Origin of the sequence: Micromonospora sp. 050-3, assembly GCF_046549335.1 — a bacterium.
Classification (GTDB): domain Bacteria; phylum Actinomycetota; class Actinomycetes; order Mycobacteriales; family Micromonosporaceae; genus Micromonospora; species Micromonospora trifolii.
Genome location: NZ_JAJPVX010000001.1, coordinates 560,631 through 578,731 on the forward strand (window position 1 = coordinate 560,631; position 18,101 = coordinate 578,731).

At 72.7% G+C, this 18,101-nt stretch carries 13 protein-coding genes; 9 read left to right on the forward strand and 4 right to left on the reverse strand.

The features are described from left to right. Nucleotides 1-270, reverse strand: coding sequence for a hypothetical protein (locus ACLJOK_RS02670; RefSeq protein ID WP_410815891.1), 270 nt, complete (start codon nt 268-270; stop codon nt 1-3). A gap of 487 nt (nt 271-757) precedes the next feature. Here ACLJOK_RS02670 and trpC point away from each other — a divergent pair, with 487 nt between their 5' ends. The 3 genes from trpC to trpA are packed head-to-tail and all read left to right on the forward strand — an operon-like array spanning nt 758 to nt 3,643. Further along, on the forward strand, nt 758-1,561 hold the full coding sequence (trpC, locus tag ACLJOK_RS02675; protein WP_030334428.1) for an indole-3-glycerol phosphate synthase TrpC: 804 nt from the start codon (nt 758-760) through the stop codon (nt 1,559-1,561). A gap of 38 nt (nt 1,562-1,599) precedes the next feature. Continuing rightward, the gene (gene trpB / locus ACLJOK_RS02680) at nt 1,600-2,838 is read left to right on the forward strand and encodes a tryptophan synthase subunit beta (protein WP_238667348.1); all 1,239 of its coding nucleotides are present in this window, start codon (nt 1,600-1,602) and stop codon (nt 2,836-2,838) included. Between the two features lies 1 nt (nt 2,839). Then, nucleotides 2,840-3,643, forward strand: coding sequence for a tryptophan synthase subunit alpha (gene trpA, locus ACLJOK_RS02685; RefSeq protein WP_091407799.1), 804 nt, complete (start codon nt 2,840-2,842; stop codon nt 3,641-3,643). Nucleotides 3,644-3,693: 50 nt separating this feature from the next. Here the strand turns inward: trpA and ACLJOK_RS02690 are convergent, their stop codons facing one another. Further along, nucleotides 3,694-4,317 (reverse strand): NUDIX hydrolase, encoded by a 624-nt coding sequence (locus ACLJOK_RS02690; RefSeq protein ID WP_410815892.1) that lies wholly within the window; start codon nt 4,315-4,317, stop codon nt 3,694-3,696. Between the two features lie 102 nt (nt 4,318-4,419). Here ACLJOK_RS02690 and lgt point away from each other — a divergent pair, with 102 nt between their 5' ends. Next, entirely contained in the window at nt 4,420-5,601 is a 1,182-nt protein-coding gene (gene lgt / locus ACLJOK_RS02695; RefSeq protein WP_410815893.1) for a prolipoprotein diacylglyceryl transferase, read from the forward strand. A 9-nt stretch (nt 5,602-5,610) separates the two neighbouring features. Further along, nucleotides 5,611-6,798 (forward strand): FAD-dependent oxidoreductase, encoded by a 1,188-nt coding sequence (locus ACLJOK_RS02700; protein ID WP_410815895.1) that lies wholly within the window; start codon nt 5,611-5,613, stop codon nt 6,796-6,798. A 36-nt stretch (nt 6,799-6,834) separates the two neighbouring features. On the opposite strand, the gene ACLJOK_RS02705 is transcribed toward ACLJOK_RS02700, so the two are convergent. Further along, nucleotides 6,835-7,680, reverse strand: coding sequence for a GNAT family N-acetyltransferase (locus tag ACLJOK_RS02705; protein WP_410815897.1), 846 nt, complete (start codon nt 7,678-7,680; stop codon nt 6,835-6,837). Between the two features lie 144 nt (nt 7,681-7,824). On the opposite strand from ACLJOK_RS02705, the gene gltB reads away from it, so the two are divergent. The 4 genes from gltB (at nt 7,825) to ACLJOK_RS02725 (ending at nt 16,210) form a co-directional block, all read left to right on the forward strand. Beyond that, entirely contained in the window at nt 7,825-12,537 is a 4,713-nt protein-coding gene (gene gltB, locus ACLJOK_RS02710; RefSeq protein ID WP_410815898.1) for a glutamate synthase large subunit, read from the forward strand. Continuing rightward, entirely contained in the window at nt 12,530-14,065 is a 1,536-nt protein-coding gene (locus ACLJOK_RS02715) for a glutamate synthase subunit beta (RefSeq protein WP_410815900.1), read from the forward strand. The genes gltB and ACLJOK_RS02715 overlap by 8 nt, the downstream gene beginning before the upstream one ends. 174 nt (nt 14,066-14,239) lie before the next feature. Further along, nucleotides 14,240-15,631 carry an MFS transporter gene (locus ACLJOK_RS02720; RefSeq protein ID WP_410815902.1) on the forward strand — a complete coding sequence of 464 codons (1,392 nt, stop codon included), beginning with the start codon at nt 14,240-14,242 and terminating at the stop codon, nt 15,629-15,631. A gap of 69 nt (nt 15,632-15,700) precedes the next feature. Continuing rightward, entirely contained in the window at nt 15,701-16,210 is a 510-nt protein-coding gene (locus ACLJOK_RS02725) for a hypothetical protein (protein ID WP_410815903.1), read from the forward strand. Nucleotides 16,211-16,531: 321 nt separating this feature from the next. On the opposite strand, the gene ACLJOK_RS02730 is transcribed toward ACLJOK_RS02725, so the two are convergent. Continuing rightward, nucleotides 16,532-18,064, reverse strand: coding sequence for a M1 family metallopeptidase (locus ACLJOK_RS02730; protein WP_410815905.1), 1,533 nt, complete (start codon nt 18,062-18,064; stop codon nt 16,532-16,534). Nucleotides 18,065-18,101 lie beyond the last annotated feature (37 nt).

Genomic DNA, 18,101 nt, shown 5'->3' on the forward strand with positions numbered 1-18,101 from the left:
TCAGCCGACCGGCTGGCGCTCCCACTGGGCGCGGCTACTGACGGCGCGGGCGGCGGTCAGCTCGGCGACCAGGCGGTTCAGCTCGGCGCGTTGGTCGGCGCGGGCCCGGTCGGCGCAGACCGCCTCCCAGGCGTTGCCCCGGGCCGTCCGCATCCGTCCCTCGCCCACCACGGCGCGTTCCACGGTGTGCACCACTCCGACGGCGAGCGACGCCACCGTCCGCGAGATGGTGGTCAGTCCGATGGTCGGTTGCGGCTCGGAAATGCTCATGGTCACCTCGCACGAGGAGTTGCTGCGGTCGGGGCAGGCGCGCCATCGAGTCTGCCCGAGGACGATGCTCGCCGGTCGACGTTTCGCCGCGGTGACCGCCCGGTCAACTGTCTCGCCCCGGCCGTGACCAGGCACCGTCCGTTTGGCCTTGAGCTTGCTCACAGCATCGATCGACATCGTTGTGGTCAGGCGCGGAGGGGAAACTGGTGGCATGATCGATGGATCGGCCCGGTCTGACTGCGGCCGGCAGGCTCCATACCGCGTGACGGTGGTCGATACCGGAGGTGGCGCTGCGTGACAACCCCTTCACGGCAAGTCGGCCATTATGCCGCAGCCCTTTTCGTGAGCAGCGCCATACCCCCGGCATTCGGTGTCGGTCGGCTGCCCCTAGCATCGGCCCATGACGCCCGGAGAGGGGAGTCCGTTCGTGACTGCTGAGCATGCGCACGCGGAGGGGGACGAGGCCGGCCAGGCAGCGTCCGTAAGCGTGCTCGACGAGATTCTGGCCGGCGTGCGTGAAGACGTCGCCCGGCGCCAGGAGCAGGTTCCGCTGGAGCGGATCCGTGAACTGGCAGCGGCTGCGCCGCCGCCCATGGACGCGTACGCGGCGCTACGCAAGCCCGGCGTGGCCGTGATCGCCGAGGTGAAGCGCTCGTCGCCGTCCAAGGGCCGGCTGGCCGAGATCGCCGATCCGGCCGACCTCGCGGTCGACTACGCGGCCGGTGGGGCGCGGGCGATCAGTGTGCTGACCGAGGGCCGCTGGTTCGGCGGTTCGCTGGACGACCTGGCGGCCGTTCGTGCCGCGGTCACAGTGCCGGTGCTGCGTAAGGACTTCGTGGTCTCCAGCTATCAGATCCACGAGGCCCGCGCGCACGGCGCCGACCTGGTTCTGCTGATCGTCGCCGCACTCGAGCAGAACGTCCTGATGGGCCTGCTGGAGCGGATCGAGTCGCTGGGCATGACCGCTCTGGTCGAGGTGCACGACGAGGAAGAGGCCGACCGCGCGCTGGAGGCCGGCGCGCAGGTGATCGGGGTCAACGCCCGTGACCTGCGTACCCTGGAGGTCGACCGGTCGGTGTTCGAGCGGATAGCGCCGGGCCTGCCCAGCAGCGTCGTCAAGATCGCCGAATCCGGCGTTCGTGGCCCGCACGACCTGATCCGGTACGCCTCCGCGGGCGCCGACGCGGTCCTCGTGGGCGAGGGCCTGGTCACCCAGAAGAGCCCCCGCGAGGCGGTCGCCGAGTTGGTCAACGCCGGCAACCACCCGGCAACGCCCCGGCCGGTGCGCTGACCCCGCGCCGGTCTGACGTCCCACCGAGAGGATTTCCGATGAGCGCCGACGCGCTGGCCCCGGTGGCCGGCCCGCAGCCCGACTCCGCCGGCCACTTCGGCCGCTTCGGCGGTCGGTTCGTTCCCGAGGCCCTGGTGGCCGCGCTGGACGAGCTCGACGGGGCGTGGCGTACGGCGATGGCGGACGAGTCCTTCCGGGCCGAGTTCGGCGCGCTGCTGCGCGACTACGCCGGCACGCCGTCGCTGCTCTACGAGGCCCGACGGTTCTCCGCGAAGGTCGGCGCGCGGGTGCTGCTCAAGCGCGAGGACCTCAACCACACGGGTGCGCACAAGGTGCGCAACGTGCTCGGCCAGGCGCTGCTCACCAAGCGGATGGGCAAGACCCGGGTGATCGCGGAGACCGGCGCCGGCCAGCATGGTGTCGCCACCGCGACCGCCGCCGCCCTGTTCGACCTCGAGTGCGTGGTCTACATGGGCCAGGTCGACACCGAGCGGCAGGCGCTCAACGTGGCCCGGATGCGGATGCTCGGCGCCACTGTCGTCCCGGTCACCAACGGTTCGCGCACCCTCAAGGACGCGATGAACGAGGCGATGCGCGACTGGGTGGCCAACGTCGACGAGACGCACTACCTGATCGGCACCGCCGCTGGCCCGCACCCGTTCCCGGCGATGGTGCGCGACTTCGTGCGGGGCATCGGTGACGAGGCCCGTCAGCAGTGCCTGGACCTCACCGGTGGGCTGCCGGACGCCGTCACCGCCTGCGTCGGCGGCGGCTCCAACGCGCTCGGCATCTTCCACGCCTTCGTGGGCGACGAGGCGGTGCGGCTGTACGGCTTCGAAGCCGGCGGCGACGGGGTGGCCACCGGCCGGCACGCGGCGAGCATCACCGGCGGGTCCGCCGGGGTGCTGCACGGCACCCGCACGTTCGTGCTTCAGGACGCCGACGGGCAGACCCTGGAGTCGCACTCGATCTCCGCCGGCCTGGACTATCCGGGCGTCGGGCCCGAGCACGCGTGGCTGCACGACACCGGCCGGGCGAACTACCTGCCGGTCACCGACGACGAGGCGATGGCCGCGTTCGAGCTGCTCTGCCGCACCGAGGGCATCATCCCGGCGATCGAGAGCGCGCACGCGCTCGCCGGCACCGTCGCGCTGGCCCCGAAGCTCGCCGCGGAGCTGGGCCGGGAGCCCACCATCGTGGTCAACCTCTCCGGGCGGGGCGACAAGGACGTGCACACCGCCGGCGACTACTTCGGCATCCTCGACAAGGAGCGGTGAGATGAGCCGGATCGGGGTGGCCTTCGACAAGGCCCGCGCCGACGGACGGGCACTGCTGGTCGGCTGCATGCCGGCTGGTTTCCCCACCGTCGAGGGCAGCATCGCCGCGATGACCGCCATGGTCGAGGCCGGCGTCGACGTGATCGAGGTGGAGATCCCCTACTCCGACCCGGTGATGGACGGGCCGGTGATCCAGCGGGCCAGTGACATCGCGCTTGCCGGGGGCGTACGCACCGCGGACACGATGCGCATCATCGAGGCGGTGGCGGCCACCGGCGCCCCGGTGGTCACCATGACCTACTGGAACCCGGTCGAGCGGTACGGCGTGGACGTCTTCGCCCGTGACCTCGCCTCCGCCGGCGGCACCGGCCTGATCACCCCGGACCTCATCCCCGACGAGGCCGACGAGTGGCTGGCCGCCTCGGACGCGCACGGGCTGGACCGCACGTTCCTGGTCTCGCCGTCGTCCACCGACGCCCGGCTGGCGATGACTGTGCAGCATTGCCGCGGCTTCGTCTACGCGACCGCCGTGATGGGGGTGACCGGCGCCCGGGCGCGTACCTCCGACGCCGCCCCGACGCTGGTCTCCCGAGCGCGTGCGGTGACCGACCTGCCGATCGGTGTCGGCCTGGGGGTGGGCACCGGCGCGCAGGCCGGCACCGTCGCCGGTTACGCCGACGGGGTGATCGTGGGCAGCGCGCTGGTCAGGTGTGTGCTCGACGCACCCACCGAGGCCGACGGGCTGGCCGCCCTGCGCACGCTCAGCGCCGAGCTCGCCGAGGGTGTCCGTAACCCCACCCGCTGAGCCCGGCCCGTCCGCGACCACGCGGCGGACCTCGGGACGGTTGCGGCCCGTCAGGGGTGCAGGGACGACGGGTCCGCTGCCTCGCCGCGTTGCTCCGGTGGCTGCCCCGCTCCCGGATGCCCGTCCTGGTCGGTCCTCGGCCGCCGCGCGTCCTGGTCGGTTGCCGGCTGGCCGTCCTCGGCCGGGCGAGCCGCCGGCAGCGGCGCGGAGGTGACGGTACCGGTGGCGCAGGGGACGTCGCGGAGCACGCCGGAGCGGCCGGCCGTCGCGTCGATGACGGCGGCCCGGGTGAGCGGGGTGACCATCTCGGGCAGCGCGTCGGGGGAGTGCCAGGACAACCGGCAGCCCGGCGGTGGGTCGCTGGCGGGTCGGACCCCGGCCGCGCGGGCCCGGAACACGTGCACGAGGACGTCCGGCAGCGGCCCGGCGCGTCCGGCGGCGGCATCTCCCGAGGGGACGCTCAGGTGGTAGACCCCGACCAGGTCGATCAGCTCGATGTCCCAGCCGGTCTCCGCGCGAATGTCACGTAGCGCCGCCCCTACCGGGCCCTCGGCCGGGCGGAGCCGTCCGCCGGGCAACGCGTAGCGGCGGGAACCCCGACCCTGCTGGCAGAGCAGCACCCGACCGGTGTCGTCGGTGACGACCGCGGCGACCGCCCAGGTGAGCGCGCTCATGGACAAAGAGCCTACGGCGGTGCAAACCAGAAGTCACCGGGATGCGCCCTCCGGCGGCCCGGGGTGCCGCTGCGGGGGTGTGCAGCGGTAGCGTGTGCACCCGTGACCCTCGCCTCGCTCTCCCCCCAGGCGGCCCTGCCCAGCCCCAGCACCGCGGTCTGGCAGCTCGGGCCGGTGCCGATCCGGGCCTACGCGCTCTGCATCATCGCCGGCATCGTGCTGGCCTGCTGGGTGACCGAGCGCCGGCTGCGGCAGCGCGGCGTCGCGCCCGGCGCTGTGCTCGACATCGCCGTCTGGGCGGTGCCCGCCGGCATCATCGGCGCCCGGATTTACCACGTGGTCACCTCACCGGAGAAGTACTTCGGCGCCGGCGGGGACCCGATGAAGGCGTTCGCCATCTGGGAGGGCGGTCTCGGCATCTGGGGCGCCGTCGCCGGTGGCGCGGTCGGTGCCTGGATCGCGGCCCGACAGCTCGGCATTCCGTTCGGTGTGGTGGCCGACGCCCTGGCCCCCGGGCTGCCGCTGGCCCAGGCCGTCGGTCGGATCGGCAACTGGTTCAACAACGAGCTCTTCGGTGGCCGGACCACACTGCCGTGGGGTCTGGAGATCCACCGGATGGACCCGGACAACCCCGGGCACGCGTTGCGCGACGACGCCGGCCAGCCGATCCTCGAACCGGGTCTCTACCAGCCGACCTTCCTCTACGAGGCGCTGTGGAACCTCGGCGTCGTGGCCCTGGTCCTCATCCTCGACCGCCGGCTGAAGCTGGGCCGGGGCCGGGCGTTCGCGCTCTACGTGATGGGTTACACCGTCGGCCGGTTCTGGATCGAGCTGATGCGCACCGACGAGGCCAACCAGATCCTCGGCGTCCGGCTCAACGTCTGGACCGCCGCCCTGGTCTTCCTCGGCGCCCTCATCTACTTCGTACGCGTGCGTGGCCCTCGGGACTACCTGATCCCGCTCGGCCCGGCGGCGACGACGACCCCGCCCCCCACGTCCGACCTGTCCCAGGTCGACCTCTCCGAGCGGGAGACCCCCACACGGGCCGCCGCGCCGGAGGGCTACCGGGTGGTGAGCGAGGAGCAGTACGCCGCCTGGCAGGACACCGGCGTCGTGCCGCCGGCGAACGACGACGACTCCCGGCCGGATGACGGCGAGCCGTCCGACGACACGGCAGCCGCCGACCTCGCGTCGAGCGACGACGAGCCGGCGGACGATCCGTCCGCCGCCCGCACCGACCGGGCCGACGCCACTGGCGCGCGTCCCGCCGACCGGGACAGCTGAGCGGCACCGATGCGTAGCGCGGTGGTGGTCGGCGCGGGGGTCGGTGGCCTCGCGGTGGCCGGCGCGCTGGCCCGTTCCGGCTGGCAGGTCACAGTGTTGGAACGCGCCGAACGGGTCCGCCCCGAGCCGACCGCGGTGGTGCTCTGGCCCAACGGTGTCCGCGCGCTCCAGGCACTCGGCCTCGGCGCCGGCCTGGCCGCCATCGCCACCCCGTTGCCCGACGGTGGGGTCCGTCGCCCGGACGGGCACTGGCTCGTGCAGCCCCGGCCCATCCCGGCCGACCGGATGCCGGTGGTGGTGCACCGGGAGGATCTGCACGACGCGCTGATCGCCGGCCTCGGCGAGCGGGTCGAGTTGCGGACCGGGGTGACAGTGCGTCATGTCCGTGTCGAGCCGGGCGAGCGGCCGGGAGTCAGCGATGGGCGGCAGACCATTGAGGCCGACCTGGTGGTGGCAGCCGACGGCACGGACAGCGGTATCCGCCGGCAACTCGCGCCCGAGTCCCGGGTGGTCAGCTCCGGGTGCGCCGCCTGGCGGGCCGTCATCCCCTGGTACCAGGCACCTCGACTCCCCGACGATCAGCCGCTGGCCGGTGAGATTCTCGGCGCGGGCTACCGGTTCGTGGCCGCGTCGCTGGGCGAGCGCGGCTCCTCGGGCGGGTCCACCCGGGGCGGCATCTACTGGGTGGCCACCGCCGCCGGCGCGCCCCGCCCGGAACCACCGGAGACGCAGCTCGCCCTGCTGCGCCGCTGGTACGCGGGCTGGCCCGCGCCGGTCGGCGCGCTGCTCGACGCGACCGAGCCGGCCGACCTGGTCCAACAGGAGGTTCGCGAGCTGCGCCCGCTGCCCCGGGCGTACGGCTTTCCGGTCGGGCCCGGTGGGGTGGTGCTGCTCGGCGACGCGGCGCACGCCATGCCGCCGCACCTCGGGCAGGGCGCCTGCCTCGCGTTCGAGGACGCCGCCACGCTCGCGTCGCTACTGCGGGAGGCCCGACTGCCCGACGCCGTCCAGGCGTACGACCGGGTGCGCCGCCCCCGGGCCGCGACAGTGGTCCGGCAGACCCGGCGGATGTCGGCGGTGCTCCAGACCCGGGGCCGGCTGGCGCTGCGCGCCCGGGACGCCGCACTGGGCACGATCAACTCCCGACTGATCTCCAGCGCCGTCGCCTCCGCCGCCCAGTGGCGCCCACCGACCTGACCCCGGTCGCGGGGCAGGTCAGCGGGACGGGGCGGGTCAGGGAATGAGCGCGGCGGGTTCGGCGATGCAGGCGGTGCCGATTCGGCGGAAGCCGACCCGTAGGTAGACCCGCGCGATCTCTTCGCTGCCCGCGGAGAGGAAGACCAGCTCGGTGCCGGCCGCCAGCAGTTCCCGGGCCAGGGTGGCGGTGAGCGCGGCGCCCAGCCCGCGTCGTCGGGCGGACGGCAGGGTGGCCACCCCGGCGATCTCCGCGACGTCGTCGACCCGCATCGCCATGCCGCTGGCCAGCGCGCCCTCGGTCGGCGTGCCGGCCAGCGCGGAGATCCGTCGGCCATCGGCGATCCGGGCGCGCTCCTCGTCGAGCGCGGCCAGTTCGAGTTCGGTGACGGCGGCGTCGCGTTCGGCCGGGCCGGCCTCGCCGGGCGCGGTGCCGGCGGCGGCGAACGCCACAGCTGCCACCGCACGTCGGGCGGCGACATCGGCGGCGAAGCCGGGGGAGTCCGCCGCCAGCACCCGCACCGCCGCGTCGGAGATCGTCGCCGGGTCGGGCAGCGCGCTCGGGTCGAGCACCATCAGCGGCGCCTCCAGCACGCTGAGCCCCGCCGAGCGGGCCACCGCCAGCAGCTCGGGGGCCGTCTCGTGCACCCACTCGAAGGCCTCCGGCAGGCCCAGCTTTCGCTGGCGCTCGCGCACCGAGGTCACGTCGGCCAGCGACGGCGGCTCGGTGGCGTCGATGCGGGGGCGGGCGTAGAACGGCCAACCGGCGCCCTCGCGGACGAACAGCACCAGCCCGCCATGATCCTCCGCACCGGCGACGTCGCGGGGCACCGCGTCGTAGAAGCGTTCCAACCGGTCGAAGACATGCTTGTGTAGCGGATCCACCGCGCGAGACTACACGTCCCAGCCAATGGACGGTGTGATCAATCTCGGGTGGCCGTGCGACCCCGGCCCTAACGTAGACTCAATAGACCCACGGGCCGACGTCGTCCCCACCATGATCCAACCTGAGTGACGACAGGAGGCCCGGTGGCTCAGCCGTACGCGGACACAGAACAGCCGCACCCGCACAGCCCGCAGGCGTCCCCGACGCCCCACCCCCGTCCGTCTGCCCAGGGCCTCTACGACCCAGCGCAGGAGCACGATGCCTGCGGCGTGGCCTTCGTGGCGGACCTGCACGGCCGGCGTTCACACTCGGTCGTCGCCAACGGGCTCGGCGCGCTCTGTCGGCTGGACCACCGGGGCGCCCGTGGCGCGGAGCCGAACACCGGCGACGGCGCCGGCATCATGATCCAGGTGCCCGACGCGTTCCTGCGCGCGGTGGCCGACGTCGCGCTTCCCCCGGCGGGCGAGTACGCCACGGGACTGGTCTTCCTGCCCGACGACGATGCCGCCGAGGCGCGTGCCCGTCGGGTGGTCGAGAAGTACGCACTGGTCGAGGGCGCCGACCTGCTCGGCTGGCGGGACGTGCCGATCGACCCGAGTGACCTGGGCGAGACCGCCCTGGCGGCGATGCCCCGGGTCCGGCAGCTCTTCCTGGCCGCGCACCGCCTCACCGACGCGCCCGACGGGCCGGCCGGCTCCCCGCTGCGCGGCATCGAGCTGGACCGGGTGGCGTTCTGCCTGCGCAAGCAGGCCGAGCGGGAGACCGCCGAGCGCGGCGTCCCGGCGTACTTCCCGTCGCTGTCCAGCCGCACCATGGTCTACAAGGGCATGCTCACGCCCGACCAGTTGCCGGCGTTCTACCCGGACCTGCGCGACGAGCGGGTGGACAGCGCGATCGCGTTGGTGCACTCCCGCTTCTCCACAAACACCTTCCCATCCTGGCCGCTGGCGCATCCGTACCGGTTCATCGCCCACAACGGCGAGATCAACACGATCCGCGGCAACCGCAACTGGATGCAGGCCCGCGAGGCGCTCCTGCGCTCGCCGAACGTGCCGGGCAACATCCGGCGGGTCTTCCCGGTCTGCACCCCCGCCGCCTCCGACTCGGCGAACTTCGACGAGGTCCTGGAGCTGCTGCACCTGGCCGGGCGGAGCCTGCCGCACGCGGTTCTCATGATGATCCCCGAGGCCTGGGAGAACGACCCGGGGATGGACCCGGCCAAGCGCGCCTTCTACCGCTTCCACGCCAGCCTCATGGAGCCGTGGGACGGCCCGGCGTCGGTGGCCTTCACCGACGGCGAGATCGTCGGCGCGGTGCTGGACCGCAACGGGCTGCGCCCGGGGCGCTGGTGGCAGACCGACGACGGGCTCGTGGTTCTCGGCTCCGAGGCGGGCGTCCTCGACCTCGACCCGGCCCACGTGGTCGCCAAGGGGCGCCTCCAGCCGGGCCGGATGTTCCTGGTCGACACCGTGGCCGGGCGGATCGTGCACGACGAGGAGATCAAGTCCGAGTTGGCCGCCGCCCAGCCGTACGGCGAGTGGCTGCACGCCGGGCTGATCGAGCTGAACGACCTGCCGGCCCGCGAGCACACCGTCTACACGCACGACTCGGTGCGCCGCCGGCAGCAGACCTTCGGCTACACGGTGGAAGAGCTGAAGATACTGCTCGGGCCGATGGCCCGCACCGGCGCCGAGCCGCTCGGCTCGATGGGAACGGACACCCCGATCGCGCCGCTGTCCACCCGGCCGCGGCTGCTCTACGACTACTTCCACCAGCTCTTCGCCCAGGTCACCAACCCGCCGCTGGACGCCATCCGCGAGGAGTTGGTGACCAGCCTGGCGTCGACCATCGGGCCGGAGGGCAACCTGCTCGACCCGGGCGCCGCGAGCTGCCGGCAGATCGTGCTCCCGCACCCGATCATCGACAACGACGAGCTGGCGAAGATCCTCTCCATCGACGAGGACGGCGACCTGCCCGGCTTCAAGGCGGTCCGGGTCTCCGGGCTGTACCGGATCCGGGAGGGCGCCGCCGGGATCAAGGCACGGCTGACCGAGATCTGCCGGCACGTCTCCGAGGCGATCGAGGACGGCGTGCGCATCCTGGTGCTCTCCGACCGGGACTCCAACGCCGACCTGGCACCGATCCCGTCGCTGCTGCTCACCGCCGCCGTGCACCAGCACCTGGTCCGCGAGCAGACCCGTACGCGGGCGGCGCTGATCGTCGAGTCCGGGGACTGCCGGGAGGTGCACCACGCGGCGGTGCTGATCGGCTACGGCGCGGCAGCGGTCAACCCGTACCTGGCGTTCGAGTCGGTCGAGGACATGATCGCCACGGGCGCGTTGGCCGGGGTGGAGCCCGCTGCGGCAGTGCGCAACTACGCGAAGGCGCTCGGCAAGGGCGTCCTGAAGATCATGTCCAAGATGGGGATATCGACGGTCTCCTCGTACTGCGGGGCGCAGGTCTTCGAGGCGGTCGGCCTGGACAGCCGGCTGGTCGAGCGCTACTTCCGGGGCACCCCCAGCCGCATCGGCGGGGTCGCGCTCGCGGGCGTGCACACCGAGGTGGCCGCCCGGCACGCGCTGGCCTGGCCGCCGACCGGCACCGCCACTTCTGACCGGTTGGAGGTCGGTGGCGAGTACCAGTGGCGCCGCGAGGGTGAGCTGCACCTGTTCAACCCGGAGACGGTCTTCCTGCTGCAACACGCCACCCGCAGCCGGCAGTACGACGTCTTCCGGCAGTACACCGCCAAGGTCGACGCGCTCGCCGCGCAGGCCGGCTCGCTGCGCGGGCTGTTCACCCTGCGCACCGGGGTCCGTCCGGCGGTGCCGATCGAGGAGGTCGAGCCGGCCACCGAGATCGTCAAGCGGTTCGCCACCGGCGCCATGTCGTACGGGTCGATCTCGGCGGAGGCGCACGAGACGCTCGCCATCGCCATGAACCGGCTCGGCGGCAAGTCCAACACCGGTGAGGGCGGCGAGGACGTCGAGCGGCTGCACGACCCGGCCCGCCGTTCGGCGGTCAAGCAGATCGCCAGCGGCCGCTTCGGTGTGACGAGTGAATACCTGGTCAACGCCGACGACCTCCAGATCAAGATGGCCCAGGGCGCCAAGCCGGGTGAGGGCGGTCAGCTGCCCGGCAACAAGGTCTGGCCGTGGATCGCCCGGACCCGGCACGCCACCCCCGGCGTGGGTCTGATCTCCCCGCCGCCGCACCACGACATCTACTCCATCGAGGACCTCGCCCAGTTGGTGCACGACCTCAAGTGCGTCAACCCGGCGGCCCGGGTGCACGTCAAGCTGGTCAGCGAGGTCGGCGTCGGCACCGTCGCCGCCGGGGTGGCGAAGCTCAAGGCGGACGTCATCCTGATCTCCGGCCACGACGGGGGTACGGGCGCCTCTCCGATGAACTCGCTCAAGCACGCCGGCACCCCGTGGGAGTTGGGGCTGGCCGAGGCGCAGCAGACGTTGTTGCTCAACAAGCTGCGGGACCGGGTCACAGTGCAGGTCGACGGCCAGCTCAAGACCGGCCGGGACGTGCTGGTCGCGGCGCTGCTCGGCGCGGAGGAGTTCGGCTTCGCGACCGCGCCGCTGATCGTCGAGGGCTGCGTGATGATGCGGGTCTGCCACCTGGACACCTGCCCGGTCGGCATCGCCACCCAGAACCCGGTGCTGCGGGAGCGCTTCACCGGCAAGCCGGAGTTCGTGGAGAACTTCTTCCTCTTCCTCGCCGAGGAGGTCCGGGGGTACCTGGCCGAGCTGGGTTTCTCCTCGATCGAGGAGGCGATCGGGCAGTCCGAGCTGCTCGACGTGGCCCCGGCGCTGACGCACTGGAAGGCGCACGGGTTGGACCTGGCGCCCGTCCTGCACCTGCCGGAGCTGCCCGCCGGTGCGGCCCGACGCGGGGTCCGCGCGCAGGATCACGGCCTGGATCAGGCGCTCGACAACGAGCTGATCGCGCTGGCCCGTCCGGCTCTGACGGACGGGGCGCCGGTGCGCGTCGAGGTGGCGGTGCGCAACGAGCACCGCAGCATCGGCGCGATGCTCGGCGGTGAGGTGACCCGTCGCTTCGGTGGCGCCGGCCTTCCCGAAGACACCATCGAGTTCGTGCTGCACGGCACGGCTGGGCAGTCGTTCGGCGCGTTCCTGCCGCGCGGGGTGACCCTGCGCCTGCACGGCGACGCCAACGACTACGTGGGCAAGGGTCTCTCCGGGGGCCGGCTCATCGTCCGTCCGGACGCCGCCGCGCCGTTCCTCGACCCGGACGCCGAGCCGGGGCAGCGGGCCGAGGATCAGATCATCGCCGGCAACACCATCCTGTACGGGGCCACGGCGGGCGAGGTCTTCCTGCGCGGCCGGGTGGGGGAGCGGTTCGCGGTGCGTAACTCCGGCGCGATCGCCGTGGTCGAGGGCGTCGGTGACCATGGCTGCGAGTACATGACCGGCGGCACTGTGGTGGTGCTCGGCGCGACCGGCCGGAACTTCGCGGCCGGCATGTCCGGTGGCACGGCGTACGTGCACCACCTGGACCGGGCCCGGGTCAACGCGGAGCTGGTCGACCTGTTGCCGCTGGGCGAGCAGGAGCAGTCGCTCCTGCACGAGCTGGTCCAACGGCACGTGGCCGAGACCGGGTCGGCGGTCGCCGAGGAGTTGCTCAAGCGGTGGCCGGAGGCGGTGGTCGAGTTCACCGCTGTGGTACCCCGCGACTACCGCCGGGTGCTGGAGATCATGCGGGCCGCCGAAGCAGCCGGCCGCGACGTCGACGACGCGGTCATGAAAGAACTGACCGCGCCCGCTGTGCCGGCGATGCCGGTGCCGCCCGCCCCGCGGGTGGCTGCCCAGGAGGTGGCACGTGCCTGACCCGAACGGTTTCCTGCGCTACGACCGGCGACTGCCGGCCCGCCGCCCGGTGCCGGTGCGGATCAGCGACTGGCGGGAGGTGTACCCGCCGGCCGGCGAGGAGTTGGTCCGTGAGCAGGCCACCCGATGCATGGACTGCGGCATCCCGTTCTGTCACGACGGCTGCCCGCTGGGCAATCGCATCCCGGACTGGAACGACCTGGTGCGTACCGGCAACTGGGACGCCGCCGTGGAGTCGCTGCACGCCACCAACAACTTCCCGGAGTTCACCGGCCGACTCTGCCCGGCGCCCTGTGAGGCGGCCTGCGTGCTCGGCATCTCCGGCGGTCAACCGGTGACCATCAAGCAGGTCGAGGTGGAGATCGCCGACTTCGCCGCGGCGCGCGGGTTCACCCCCCGCCCGGTGCCGGCGCCGTCGGGCCGGTCGGTCGCCGTCGTCGGCTCCGGGCCCGCCGGCCTCGCCGCCGCGCAGCAGTTGGCCCGCGCCGGTCACGCGGTGACGGTGTACGAACGCGACGACGCGATCGGTGGCCTGCTCCGGTACGGCATCCCCGACTTCAAGTTGGAGAAGCGGCACATCGATGCCCGGTTGGCCCAGCTCACCGCCGAGGGGGTGCGCTTCCGCACCGGCGTGAACGTCGGGGTGGACGTCACCGCCGAGCAGTTGCGCGCCGAGCACGACGCGGTGCTGCTGGCCTGTGGCGCGTTGCAGGGCCGGGACACCCCGGAGACCCCGGGGCGGGCGCTTCGGGGCGTACACCAGGCGATGGCCCACCTGGTCGCGGCGAATCGCGCGGTCGCCACGGCGGCCATCGAGCAGGCTGGCGTGGTGGCCACCGGTGAGCGTCGGCTGGCGCGGGCGGTGTTGCCGGACGGCACCCCGATCGACGCGGCCGGCAAGCACGTGGTGATCATCGGTGGCGGTGACACGGCGGCCGACTGTCTCGGCGTCGCGCACCGCCAGGGCGCCGCGGGCGTGCACCAGCTCGACCTGTACCCGCAGCCGCCGCAAGAGCGCGACGAGGCCCGGGACCCGTGGCCGACCTGGCCGTGGGTGCTGCGCAGCTACCCGGCGCACGAGGAGGGTGGCTCGCGGGTCTTCGCCGTTGCGGTGCAGGAGTTCGTGGACGACGGCACCGGCCAGGTGCGGGCGGTGCGGATCGCCGAGGTGACAGTGGAGAAGCGCGACGGCCGGCGGGTCGTCACAGTGGTGCCGGGCTCCGAGCGGGAGTTGCCGGCTGATCTGGTGCTGCTGGCGATCGGCTTCGAGGGCACCGAGCAGCAGCCGCTGCTGGCCCAGTTCGGCGTGGCCCGCAACCCTCGGGGCGCCATCGACGCCCGCGACGACTGGCAGACCGACGCCGACGGGGTGTTCGTGGCCGGTGACATGCACCGGGGCGCCTCGTTGATCGTCTGGGCCATCGCCGAGGGGCGTGCGGTCGCCGCCGCCATCCACGGCTATCTGGGCGGTGTTGGTGCGTTGCCGGCCCCGGTCGGCCCGGCCGCGCAGGCTCTCGCCGCCCGCTGAGGTGCTGGCGTCCGGTCGGTGCGGCAGGTCCGCTGCCGTACCGACCGGACATTCCCGCTGGTGAAGCCGCTCACAAATATGGGCAAAGAGGTTTAAGTCGGCAAGACTTGCCGGCTGCCGAACCGCGCCGCGATCGGTGTGAATGATCATGCTGCCGATCGCTGGAGGTTCGTCGTGGCCAGAGGTGCCACCTTCGCCGCGTTGCGCCACCGCAACTACCGGATCTGGGCGCTCGCCGGATTCGTCTCCGTCATCGGCACGTGGATGCAGGTCCTCGGGGTCAACTGGTACGTCCTGAAGGAGACCGGCTCGGCGACGTCCATGGGCTTCGCCGTGCTGCTCCAGGCGGCACCCACGTTGCTGCTCAGCGTCTGGGGCGGTGTGCTGGCCGACCGACTGCCGGCCCGCCCGTTGCTGATTGCCGCCCAGGGCGCCCACGCGGTGCTCGCCGCCGGACTCGCGGCGGTCGCCCTGACCGGGGTCGGCGGCCTGCCGCTGATCTTCGCGATCTCGCTGGCCACCGGTGCCGTCTCGGCCATCGAAGGCCCGGTGATGGGGCGCTGGTCCGCCAGCCTCGTCGACCGGGAGACGCTGGGCAACGCCCTGGCGCTCGGTTCGCTCACCAACTCCGCCGGCCGCATCCTCGGCATGAGCCTCGGTGCCGTGGTGGTGGCCGCCGTCGGCCCCGCCCTGCTGTTCGGCATCAACGCGGCCAGCTTCGCCGCCGTGGTGGTGGCGCTGTTCGCCGTACGCCCGGGAGCCGCGCCCGACCTCCCGGTCCCGGACGCCGCCCGGGGCGGTGTGCGTGCCGGGTTCGCCTACCTGCGCGGGCAGCCGGTGCTGCTCCTCGCGCTCGCCCTGTCGTTCGTGCTCGGCAGCCTGGGCCGCAACTACCAGGTGACAATGGCCGCGATGAGCGACGGTCCGCTGCACGCCGGCGTCTCCGGGTACGGCCTGCTGTCGACGGTGTTCGCGGTCGGAACGGTGGTGGGTGCGCTCGTCGCGGCCCGCCGGAGTTCCCTGGGCTACCGGACGCTCGTCGTCGCGGGCCTGTTCGCCAGCGGGTTGCAGATCGTCGCCGGCCTCGCACCGGGCACCTGGAGCTTCGCCGCGGTGATCCTGCCGATCGCCGCCGCCGCGGTGGTCATCGACACCACCGTCGGCACCCGCGCCCAGCTCGACACCGACGGCGCGATGCGGGGCCGGGTGCTCGCCGCCCTGGCGGTCACCGGCTCGGTCTCCGCCGCGGTCGGCGCACCGCTGCTCGGCTGGCTCGCCGAACACGCCGGACCCCGGCAGACGCTCGTCCTCGCCGGAGCCGCAGCGGCGATCGCCACGGCGGCGGCGGGCGTCGCCCTGGACCGGCAGCGCGGCCAAGCGGCGACCCTCGCGCTGGTCATTCCGCGACCACGCCATCCGGTACGACGAGTGGCGTTCCGGGCCGCCCGCATCGTCCGGCCCACCGGTGCGGTCTGTGTCATCGCGCCCGCCGACGCTGGTGCGGTGCGCTCGGGCGGGGTACGGCTCCGGGAGTTGGCCACCGCCGGGGCGGTGACGAACCGCTGAGACAGCTGTCACCCCCGGCGGCCCGCTTTCGGGACCGGACGACATGAAGATCATCGTTACGCTGCGATCATGGACATTGAGGAGCGGCTACGGCGAACCCGCCGTTGGCTGTGGATCGTGCTGATCGGGCTCTTCCTCAGCGGTGTCACCGCCTTTCCGCTGGAGATCGAGGTGCGCTGGCTGCTGCGCGTACTGGACCCGCTCGCCGGCCAACTGCCCGCGCTGGTCGCCTGGATCGAGCGGGTGCACACCGGGCTCGTGACGGCCGGCGAGGACTACCCGTTCCTGCTCTACGGCACCGACTGGTTGGCCTTCGCCCACCTGGTGCTGGCGGTGGCCTTCTGGGGGCCGCTGCGCGACCCGGTGCGCAACGTCTGGGTGGTGCAGGTCGGCATGATCGCCTGCGCGGGCATCGTTCCGCTGGCGCTGATCTGCGGCCCGATCCGGGACATCCCCTGGTTCTGGACGCTCGTCGACCTGTCCTTCGCGGTCGGGGCGTTCCCGCCGCTGTGGTTTGCGTACCGGCACATCCGCGGAGTCGAGGCGAGCATTGCCGACGCGGCGACGCCGACGTCCTGAGCCGTCCGACCTCTGCCCGATCTGCGCACGCTGTTCCGCGCAGGCGCCGCCCCTGCTGCTGGCGACGGCCCCGCCGGTAGGCCAGCGCCCGTTGTACGTCCTCACGTCCTTTGCTCTGCTTCAACCCAGGCAACGCCGCACGTCCGATATTCGGACAACCGATGTTGCGTCCGTTGAAGCAGAGCAAAGGACGCGCAAGGGCGGGACCACCCCCGGGTCGCAGTGATGATGGCGACTGAGTCTGCTCCGGCACGACCAGCGAGCACCGACGGAAAGGGCCGCCGCGTCAGCGACGGCCCTCTCGTCGGTGCTGACCTGCCTCTAGTGCGACATCAGGTGGTGCGACTCGCGGATCTTGGCCCAGGACTTGGGCTCCGCCGGCGGGGCGGCCTTACGGGCGGCGCTGGCCACATCGGGTCGGCCGGCGGTGAACAGCCAGGTGGTGAAGAGGTCGTCCAGGTCCAGCCCGGAGATCCGCTCGGCCAGGGCCTGGAACTGCTCGATGGTGCCGTTGCCGTAGCGGCGCTCGGCGGTCCAGGTCGGCAGGATCTCGAAGAACGCGTCGTCGCCGACGGCCAGCCGCAGCTGGTGCAGTGTCATCGCGCCCCGGTCGTAGACGGCGTTGTCGAAGACCCGAGCGGCACCCGGGTCGCCGGGCAGCACCTGCCAGAACTCGTCGTCAGCCGGGTAGCTGGCGTAGGTGAAGTCGAAGACCTCCTGGGCGGTGCCCTCGCCCTGCTCCTCCGACCAGAGCCACTCCGCGTACGAGGCGAAGCCCTCGTTGAGCCAGATGTTGCGCCAGTCGGCCACCGAGACCGAGTCGCCGAACCACTGGTGGGCCAGCTCGTGCGTCACGACGTAGGTGTTGGCGCCGCGTCGCCAGAAGCCCGGCCCGTACACCGGTCGGGTCTGCGTCTCCAGGGCGAAGCTGATGCCGTCGATCGGCCCGGCCACGCCGCCCTGCGCCTCGAACGGGTACGGGCCGAAGATCCCGCTCTCCCAGTCGACGATCTCGGCGGTCCGCTCGATGCTGGCCCGCGCGGCCGGCCCGAGAGCGCCCAGCGAGGTGCTGTACGCGTTGATCACCGGCTGGCCGCTCGGCGTGGTGTCGGTGACGATGTCGTACTGGCCGATGGCCATGAAGGCCAGGTAGGTCGCGGTGGGGGAGGTGGTTCGCCAGATCCACCGGGTGCGGTTGCCGGCCTCGGCCAGCGGCGGCCTCGGCTGCACGCCGTTGCTGATCACCTCGACGCCGGTGGGCACCGACACCGAGATGTCGTAGGTGGCCTTGTCCAGTGGGTGGTCGTTGCTCGGGAACCACCACCACGCCGACTCGGGCTCGTTGACGGCGAGGGCGCCGTCGTCGGTACGCGTCCAGCCGGTGTAACCGTTGACCAGGGCCTCCGACGGGACACCGGAGTAGCGCACGACGATGGTGAGCTGCTGGCCCCGGGCCACAGTGCGGGCCGGGGTGACCACCAACTCGTGCGCCCCCGCGGTGCTGGTGCTCGCCGCCCAACCGTTGACCCGTACCGACTCGACGTCGAGCAGGAAGTCCAGATTGAACGTCGAGAGGTCCTGAGTGGCGGTGGCGAGGATGGTGGTGGTGCCGGTGAGGAGGTCGGTGGCCGGTTCGTAGCGCAGCCGGACGTCGTAGTGCTCGACGTCGTAGCCGCCGTTGCCGTAGTCGGGGAAGTAACTGTCGCCCAGTCCGGGCGCGCCGGGTTGCGGCGCGGCGGAGACGACCGGACGGCCCCAGCCCGTCGGGGCGGCCTGGCCGGGGGTGCCGGCGAGCATGGTGCCGGCGGTGGTGAGGGTCAGGGCGGTGGTGGCCGCCGTGAGGACTCGTCGCACGGGGTGGACTCCCTCCATCGGGTGTTCGCCAGGCCAA

Bases quoted from the DNA above. Each gene is read 5' to 3' on its own strand.
- ACLJOK_RS02670 (WP_410815891.1), bottom strand. From the start codon at position 270: ATGAGCATTTCCGAGCCGCAACCGACCATCGGACTGACCACCATCTCG.
- trpB (WP_238667348.1), top strand. From the start codon at position 1,600: ATGAGCGCCGACGCGCTGGCCCCGGTGGCCGGCCCGCAGCCCGACTCC.
- trpA (WP_091407799.1), top strand. From the start codon at position 2,840: ATGAGCCGGATCGGGGTGGCCTTCGACAAGGCCCGCGCCGACGGACGG.
- ACLJOK_RS02690 (WP_410815892.1), bottom strand. From the start codon at position 4,317: ATGAGCGCGCTCACCTGGGCGGTCGCCGCGGTCGTCACCGACGACACC.
- ACLJOK_RS02700 (WP_410815895.1), top strand. From the start codon at position 5,611: ATGCGTAGCGCGGTGGTGGTCGGCGCGGGGGTCGGTGGCCTCGCGGTG.
- ACLJOK_RS02725 (WP_410815903.1), top strand. From the start codon at position 15,701: ATGGACATTGAGGAGCGGCTACGGCGAACCCGCCGTTGGCTGTGGATC.